Annotated in this window: 8 protein-coding genes; 6 read left to right on the forward strand and 2 right to left on the reverse strand. The window is 66.6% G+C overall.

From position 1 onward, the window contains the following. Nucleotides 1-517 (reverse strand): BMP family ABC transporter substrate-binding protein (locus tag AC1DYI_RS20735; protein WP_477206023.1); only part of this gene is annotated, 517 nt, incomplete at its 3' end. A 222-nt stretch (nt 518-739) separates the two neighbouring features. Between AC1DYI_RS20735 and AC1DYI_RS20740 the strand changes: the two genes are divergently transcribed. From AC1DYI_RS20740 to AC1DYI_RS20765, 6 genes are all read left to right on the forward strand, one after another. After that, on the forward strand, nt 740-2,311 hold the full coding sequence (locus AC1DYI_RS20740) for an ABC transporter substrate-binding protein (protein WP_477206024.1): 1,572 nt from the start codon (nt 740-742) through the stop codon (nt 2,309-2,311). Between the two features lie 16 nt (nt 2,312-2,327). Continuing rightward, a complete protein-coding gene (locus tag AC1DYI_RS20745) occupies nt 2,328-3,476 on the forward strand; it encodes a branched-chain amino acid ABC transporter substrate-binding protein (RefSeq protein WP_477206025.1) in 1,149 nt (382 codons plus the stop codon). An 83-nt stretch (nt 3,477-3,559) separates the two neighbouring features. Next, on the forward strand, nt 3,560-4,570 hold the full coding sequence (locus AC1DYI_RS20750; RefSeq protein WP_477206026.1) for an ABC transporter permease subunit: 1,011 nt from the start codon (nt 3,560-3,562) through the stop codon (nt 4,568-4,570). Beyond that, entirely contained in the window at nt 4,563-5,474 is a 912-nt protein-coding gene (locus AC1DYI_RS20755) for an ABC transporter permease subunit (protein ID WP_477206027.1), read from the forward strand. Before AC1DYI_RS20750 ends, AC1DYI_RS20755 begins: the two co-directional genes overlap by 8 nt. Then, nucleotides 5,471-6,478, forward strand: a complete 1,008-nt coding sequence (locus tag AC1DYI_RS20760) for an ABC transporter ATP-binding protein (protein WP_477206028.1) — start codon at nt 5,471-5,473, stop codon at nt 6,476-6,478. The genes AC1DYI_RS20755 and AC1DYI_RS20760 overlap by 4 nt, the downstream gene beginning before the upstream one ends. Then, complete coding sequence (locus AC1DYI_RS20765; protein WP_477206029.1) at nt 6,475-7,491, forward strand: ABC transporter ATP-binding protein; 1,017 nt, start codon at nt 6,475-6,477, stop codon at nt 7,489-7,491. The genes AC1DYI_RS20760 and AC1DYI_RS20765 overlap by 4 nt, the downstream gene beginning before the upstream one ends. Nucleotides 7,492-7,553: 62 nt before the next feature. Here the strand turns inward: AC1DYI_RS20765 and AC1DYI_RS20770 are convergent, their stop codons facing one another. After that, nucleotides 7,554-8,021, reverse strand: coding sequence for a YbhB/YbcL family Raf kinase inhibitor-like protein (locus tag AC1DYI_RS20770; RefSeq protein WP_477206030.1), 468 nt, complete (start codon nt 8,019-8,021; stop codon nt 7,554-7,556). Nucleotides 8,022-8,203: the final 182 nt, after the last annotated feature.

Here is an 8,203-nt window from a genome sequence, read left to right on the forward strand (position 1 = left end):
AGGCATTGATGCCTTGCACCACCTCAGGCACCGGAAAGCCCGCCACGTAGCCGACCACACCGCTCTTGCTGTGGTGCCCGGCAATGATGCCCGCCAGGTAGCGGCCCTCGTAGAAGCGGGCGTTGTAGGTCGACAGGTTGGGTGCGGTCTTGTAGCCACCGGCATGCTCGAACTTGACGTTCGGGTAATCGGTCGCCACGCGCAGCGCCGGCTCGAGGTAGCCGAAGCTGGTCGCGATGATCATCTGATTTCCCTGCGCCGCCAAGTCGCGCATCACTCGCTCGGCGTCGGCTCCTTCTGGCACCGACTCGACCACCGTCGTCTTCACGCGCTTGCCGAGAAACGCCTCCAGGTCTTGCCGGCCCTGGTCGTGCTGGTAGGTCCAGCCGGCCTGGCCGACCGGGCTGACGTAGACGAAGGCGACTTTCAACGGCGCCGATGAGTACTGGGCGGCCAACGGTGTGGCCAAGGCAGCAGCGACCACGAACAGCGCGGCTTGCCAGCATTTCTTCAACATGTGTGTCCTCAAACAGACGTCGGCAGGCACCATCGAGCCCGCCGCAAGCCTGTATCAACAGGAAAAACCCCAGTGTCGGGCACGGGGTTTGCGTGGATATCCGGTTCAGAATGCCGCACCTTGCGTCCCTTGCCCTCGCGGCACCCTATTCTTCAATCCCCAACGCACGGCACAACCGTCCTAGGAGATTCCTGCATGAGCTATCAACGCTCCACCCCTTCGATGCACAAACTCGCCGCCCTGGCCCTGCTCGCCGCCACTGGTGTGCAGGCCAAGACCCTGGTCTATTGCTCCGAAGGTTCGCCCGAAAACTTCACCCCGGCGCTGAACACCACCGGCACCAGCTTCGACGCGGCCCGCCCCGTCTATGACCGGCTGACCCACTTCATGCGTGGTTCGACCCAGGTCGAGCCGGGCCTGGCCGAAAGCTGGACCATCTCGCCCGACGGCAAGACCTACACCTTCAAGCTGCGTGCCGGCGTCAAGTTCCACAGCGTGGCCGGCTTCACCCCGACGCGCGACCTGAACGCCGACGACGTGGTCTGGTCGTTCGAGCGCCAATGGAAGCCCGAGCACCCGTACGCCAAGGTCTCCGGCGGCAAGTACGATTACTTCGCCGACATGGGCTTCAAGGACGGCCTGGTGGCGGTCGAGAAGGTCGATCCGCTGACCGTGCGCATCACGTTGAAGAACCCTAACGTCACGATGCTGCCGAACCTGGCGATGGACTTCGCCGCCATCGGCTCGGCCGAGTACGCCGACACGCTGGCCAAGGCCAACAAGAAGGAGCAGTTCGACCAGGTGCCGGTGGGCACCGGCCCGTTCAGCTTCGTCACTTACCAGAAAGACGCCGTCATCCGCTACAAGGCCAACAAGGCCTACTGGGGCGAGAAGGCATTGGTCGACGACCTGGTCTATGCGATCACGCCGGACGCGACCGCGCGCTACTCCAAGCTGAAGGCCGGCGAGTGCCACCTGTCGGGTTACCCGCGCCCGGCCGACCTGCCCGAGATGCAGAAGGACCCGGCACTGAAGGTCACCAACCTGCCTGGCCTGAACATTGCCTACTGGTCGTTCAACACGCAGAAGCCCCCGTTTGACAAGAAGGAAGTCCGCCAGGCCTTCACGATGGCGATCGACAAGGCCGCGATCCTGAAAGAGGTCTACCTGGGTGCCGGCACGCCGGCCAAGAACCTGATGCCGCCGACCCTGTGGGGCTACAACGACAAGGTGCAGGACTGGCCGTATGACCCGACCAAGGCGAAGGAGCTGCTGGCCAAGGCCGGCGTGAAGACGCCGATGGAAGTGGACCTCTGGTACATGCCGGTGCAGCGCCCGTACAACCCGAACGCCAAGCGCATGGCCGAGATGATGCAGTCCGACCTGGCCAAGATCGGTGTCAACGCCAAGCTCGTCACCTACGAATGGGGCGAGTACCGCAAGCGCCTGCAGCAAGGCGAGCACCTGACCGGCATGTTGGGCTGGAACGGCGACAACGGCGATCCCGACAATTTCTTCTTCCTGCATGGTTGCGATGCCGCACGCCCGGGTGGACAGAACTTGTCGAAGTGGTGCAATAAGCCCTTTGACGCGCTTCTGGAGAAGGCCCGCACCTTGACCGACAACAAGGCGCGCGCCAAGCTGTATGAGGAAATGCAGGCCATCGAGCACGAAGAAGCCCCCGACTTCAAGATCGCGCACTCGGTGGTCTACGAGGTGATGCGTAAAGAAGTGACGGGCTACAAACAAAGCCCGTTCAACACGCATGAGTTCAAAGGTGTCGACCTGAAGTGAGGAAGTGAGACCCGCCATGACAATGTTTGCCCATACCCGTGTTGCTCTTGGCCTGCTGGTGCTGGTCGGCATGGCCGCCCTGACCGGCTGCCATCCCGGCGTGCCGGACACGGTGAAGATTGGCGTGGCGCAGCCGCTGTCCGGTCCGTTGAAAGATCTGGGCCAGGACATGGTCGATGGCACCCAGATGGCCATCGACGACATCAACAAGGAAGGCCTGAAGATCGACGGCAAGATCGTCAAGCTGGAGATCATGACGGCCGACGACAAGGCCGACGCCGAGGCCGGCAAGGTTGCGGCGAAGACGCTGATCGACGGCGGCGTGATCGCCGTCATCGGCCACCTGAACTCGGGTGTCAGCATCGCCGCCGCGCCGCTGTACGCCGAGAAGATGATCCCGCAGCTGGCGATCTCGACCAAGCCCGAGTACACCAAGCTGGGCCTGCCGACGACCTTGCGCCTGGTGGCCAGCGACGCGCTGCAGTCCAAGGCGATGGGCTCGATCGCTGGCGGCCTGCCGGGTGACCACGTGTTCGCCGTCGTCGACGACAACACGCCCTACGGCAAGAGCCTGGCCGAAAACGCGCTGGCGCAGCTGAAGGGCAAGACGATCGGCGTGCGTGCTTCRCTGGACGACAAGACGACCGACTTCAAGGCGCTGATTGCTCAGCTGCTGGAGAAGAAGGTCGACATCTTCGTCACCACGCTGGCGGACTTCCAGATCGTCGCGCTGGCCGACCAGATGGTGCTGGCCGGCATGAAGAACATGCAGATCGTCGGCAGCGACACGATCAAGACCGAAGGCATGCTGAAGGTCAACCCGGCTGTCGGCACGATCTACGCCACCTCGCCGATCATCGGCGCGGCCGAGTTCACCGGCGGCAAGCCGTTCCTGGAGAAGTTCCGCGCCCGCTTCAAGCACGAGCCCGTCTACGCCGCGCACTACTCGTACGACGCGGTGTACGTGCTGGCCGCCGCGCTGAAGAAGGCCAAGTCGGCCGACGGCAACAAGCTGGTGCCGGCGCTGAAGAGCGTTGACGCGTTGGCACCGGTGACCAGCAGCATGCGTTTTGCCGAAGACGGCGAACAGCGCTACGGCTCGGTCAGCGTCTACCAGCTCAACCACGGCGCCTGGTTCCTGCTGACACGCAGCGACGTGTGGTGATCGGCGGCGACAATAGCGCCCCAGCCCTTCGGGGCTGACATAAGAGAGTGAGACAGCGGCCCTTTCGAGGGCCGCAACAATTCATGCTGAAGTTTCTTTGGCGCCGCCTGGCGCTGACCGTTCCGACCTTCATCGCACTGATGTTCGTGACCTTCGTGGCCATCCGGCTGGTGCCGGGTGACCCGGTCGAGGTCCGTGTGGGCGAACGCGGCATCTCGCCCGAGCGCCTGGCCCAGTTCCGCCACGAGCTGGGGCTGGACCAACCGGTGTGGAAGCAGTTCGCCGACTACATGTGGCAGTTGCTGCATGGCGACTTCGGCACCTCGCTGGCCACCAACCAGAAGGTGTTGACCGAGTTCGCGRCGCTGTTCCCGGCCACGCTGGAGCTGAGCCTGTTCGCGATGCTCTTCGCCGCGCTGATCGGCCTGCCAGCCGGCACGATGGCCGCCGCCAAGCGCGGCAGCCTGTACGACCAGGCGCTGATGGGCCTGTCGGTCACCGGCTACTCGATGCCGATCTTCTGGTGGGGCCTGCTGCTGATCATGTTCGTCGGCGAGCGCTGGGGCTTGACCCCGGTGTCCGGCCGCATCGACCTGATCCAGTACTACTTCGAGCCGGTCACCGGCTTCATGGTGATCGACGCCTGGCTGTCGGGCCAGGCCGGGGCGGTGAAAGACGCGCTGCACCACCTGGTGCTGCCCGGCATCGTGCTCGGCACGATCCCGCTGGCGGTGATCGCTCGCATGACACGCTCGGCGATGCTCGAGGTGCTGAGCGAGGACTACGTGCGCACCGCCCGCGCCAAGGGCCTACCGGCCTGGCGAGTGATCGGCGTGCACGCGCTGCGCAATGCGCTGATCCCGGTCGTCACGGTCATCGGCCTGCAGGTCGGTGCGCTGATGGCCGGCGCGGTGCTGACCGAAACCATCTTCTCTTGGCCGGGCGTCGGCAAGTGGCTGATCGAGTCGATCTCCCGCCGCGACTACCCGGCCCTGCAAGGCGGCGTGATGCTCGTCTCCACCATCGTGATCGGCGTGAACCTGCTGGTCGACCTGACCTATGGGTTGATCAACCCCCGTATCCGTCATGCCTGAAACCCAAGTCCTCGTTGCGCCGCCGGCCGCTTCGCCGCCGCCGCCTTCACCTTTGCGCTCGTTCTGGCTCGCCTTCAGCGAGAACAAGGGCGCCGTCGCCGGCCTGGTCATCGTCACCATCGTCGTCGTGCTGGCGCTGCTGGCCGACTGGGTCGCGCCCTACTCACCCACCGAGCAGTTCCGCGACGCGGTGCGCGCCGCACCGGTCTGGGCCGAAGGCGGCTCGACCCGCTTCCTGCTCGGCACCGACAGCCTGGGCCGCGACATGCTGACGCGCCTGATTCACGGCGCACGCATCTCGCTGTTCATCGGCATGTCGGTGATGGGCGTGTCGTTCGTGATCGGCGTGCTGCTGGGCCTGGCCTGCGCCTCGCTGGGCCAGGCGGTGGACGTCGCGATCACCCGGGTGATGGACCTGATCATGGCGGTGCCCAGCCTGGTGCTGGCCATCCTCGTCGTCGCGGTGTTGGGCCCCAGTCTGGCCAACACCATCATCGCAGTGACGATCGTCTACCTGCCTCGTTATGTGCGGCTGCTGCGGGCCTCGGCACTGGCCGAGTTGAAGAAGGACTACGTCACCGCCGCTCGCGTGGCCGGTGTCGGCGGCTGGCGCCTGATGTTCCACACGGTGCTGCCGAATTGTCTGGCGCCGCTGATCGTGCAGGCCGCGCTCGGCGTGTCGGACGCGATCCTCGAAGCGGCCGCGCTCGGCTTCCTCGGTCTGGGCGCGCAGCCGCCCACCGCCGAGTGGGGCACGATGCTGGCCGACGCGCGCGAGTTCATCCGCTCCGATCCCTGGCTGGTCACGCTGCCTGGCCTGGCCATCCTGATCACCGTGGTGTCGATCAACCTCGCCGGCGACGGCCTGCGCGACGCCCTTGACCCCAAAATGAGAAAAACATGAGTGGGCCCTTGCTGGATATCAAGGGGCTGACTGTCAGCTTCGCTACCCGCGGCGGTGCGTTCCGCGCGGTCGATGGCGTGGATCTGCACGTCGCGCCGAACGAAGTGCTGGCGATCGTCGGTGAATCCGGCTCCGGCAAGTCGGTGGCGATGCTGGCCATCATGGGCCTGCTGCCGTGGACGGCGACGGTGAAAGCCGAACGCATGATGTTCGACGGACAGGACCTGCTCGCGATGACGCCCAAGCAGCGCCGAGCCCTCGTTGGCCGCGACGTGGCGATGGTGTTCCAGGAGCCGATGAGCTCGCTGAACCCCTGCTTCACCGTCGGCTATCAGATCGGCGAAGCACTGGCCGAGCACACCGACCTCGATCGCAATGCGCGCAAGAAGCGCGTGATCGACCTGCTGGACCAGGTTGGCATCCCCGACCCGGCGCGCCGCGTCCGGGCCTTCCCGCACCAGTTGTCGGGTGGCATGAGCCAGCGCGTGATGATCGCGATGGCATTGGCCTGCAAGCCGCGCCTGCTGATCGCCGACGAGCCGACCACCGCGCTTGACGTGACGATCCAAGCCCAGATCCTGGACCTGCTGCAGGCGCTGCGGCGCGACACCGGCATGGCGCTGGTGCTGATCACGCACGACCTGGGCGTGGTGGCCGAAGGTGCCGACCGCGTGCTGGTGCAGTACGCCGGCCGCCCGGTCGAAACCCAGCGCGCCGACACCTTGTTCACCGACCCGCACCACCCCTACACCGCGGCGCTGCTGTCGGCTCTGCCCGAGCGCGCGCGCCAGGGCGAGCGACTGGCAGCGATCGACGGCATGGTGCCCGGCCAGTTCGACCGCCCCACCGGTTGCCTGTTCTCGCCGCGCTGCCCGTTCGCGCAGCCGGCCTGCCGCGCCGCCGCACCTCTGCCCGCCAGCGACGCGCTGGGCCGCGCGCTGTGCGTCACCCCGTTGGTCAACGGCCAACCCTCGCCGCTGCAGGTGGAGGCCCAAGCCGCATGAGCACGAACACCACCCTTACCGCCCCGGTGCTCGAAGCCCGTGACCTGCGCCGCGATTACCCCGTCTCGCGCGGCTGGATGAAGGGCACCGCCACGGTGCAGGCCTTGGCCGGCGTCAGCTTTTCGGTGCGAGAGGGCCGCACGCTGGCGGTCGTCGGTGAATCGGGTTGCGGCAAGTCGACGCTGGCGCGCCTGCTGACGATGATCGAGCTGCCGACCAGCGGCCAGTTGATGATCGACGGCAAGGATGTCGCTCACGCCGACGCGGCGCTGCGCCACGCGTTGCGCCGCCAGATCCAGATCGTGTTCCAGAACCCATACGGCTCGCTGAACCCGCGCCAGACCGTGGGCGACGCGCTGACGGAGCCACTGCTGGTCAACGGTCTTGGCAAGGACGCGGCCGAGCGCGAGGCCCAGGCCCGCGCGATGCTGCGCCAGGTGGGCCTGCGCGAAGAGCACTTCAACCGCTACCCGCACATGTTCTCGGGCGGCCAGCGCCAACGCGTGGCGATTGCCCGTGCGCTGATGCTCAAGCCCCGCGTGCTGGTGCTTGACGAGCCGGTGTCGGCGCTGGACGTGTCGATCCGCGCGCAGGTGTTGAACCTGCTGGACGACCTGCAGCAGGCGCTGGGCGTGGCCTATGTCTTCATCTCGCATGACCTGGGCGTGGTTCGCCACGTGGCCGACGACGTGATGGTGATGTACCTCGGCCGCTGCGTCGAGCAAGGCCCGCGCGACGCGGTCTTCGACAATCCGCAGCATCCGTACACCAAGGCCCTGCTGTCGGCCACGCCGACGGTGGACCCGACGATGCGGCGCGAACGCGTCATCCTGAAGGGCGAACTGCCCTCGCCGATCGACCGCCCCACCGGCTGCCCGTTCCGCACCCGTTGCCCACTGGCGTTCGACCGCTGTGCGCAGGTCGAGCCGGCGTTGGAACTGACCGGTCAACAGCACGTGGCGTGCTGGGCCGTCAACCCGGTGGCCTCAAGCCCCGCGGCGGTGGCGGCCTGACGCCGGCAAGACGGCCGCCGGTGCCTCTCAGCCCCGGTGGCCCGAGTCATTGACAGGCCGGCTCAAGCGCCCTGCTTCTGGTAGGTGCCCATCAGTACCGCCTCGGCCAGCACGTGGCCTTTCATCGCCTGCTCCAGCTGGGCCTTGGTCGGCTGCTTCAGCTGCGCGAGCGTGGTGTCCAGCGCGTAGAGCTTGAAGAAGTAGCGGTGCCGGCCGATCGGCGGGCACGGGCCGCCGTAGCCCAGGCGCTTCCAGTCGTTGAGGCCTTCGCGGCTGCCCGCCGGCAGCGCCTGGCCCTCGCCGGGTAAACCGCCCGCACCGGGCGGGATGTCCAGCGCCACCCAGTGCACCCAGGTGCGCTGCGGCTTGGCCGGGTCCGGCGCGTCCGGGTCGTCGACGATCAATGCGAGGCTGGCGCTGTTCGGCGGCACATCCTTCCACTGCAGCGGCGGCGCGAGGTCTTCGCCCTCGCAGGTGCAGCGCCGGGGCATTTCGGCAGCGTGGCCGAAAGCGCTCGATATCAACTCCATGGCGGTCTCCTGGTTTGCAGCCGTGACGGCGCCCACCATGAGGCGCTCCTACCGGTACCGGAGCAATCAGCAGGCCCGCACTGCGACCGCGGGTTCCGATCCGCGAGGGCAGGCTGCTGCCTGCAGGTCAATCCCCCGGACTTCGACGCCAGCCTCCCTATCATGACTGACTCATTCAAGGG

The organism is Ideonella sp. P3_A4, from assembly GCF_056403075.1.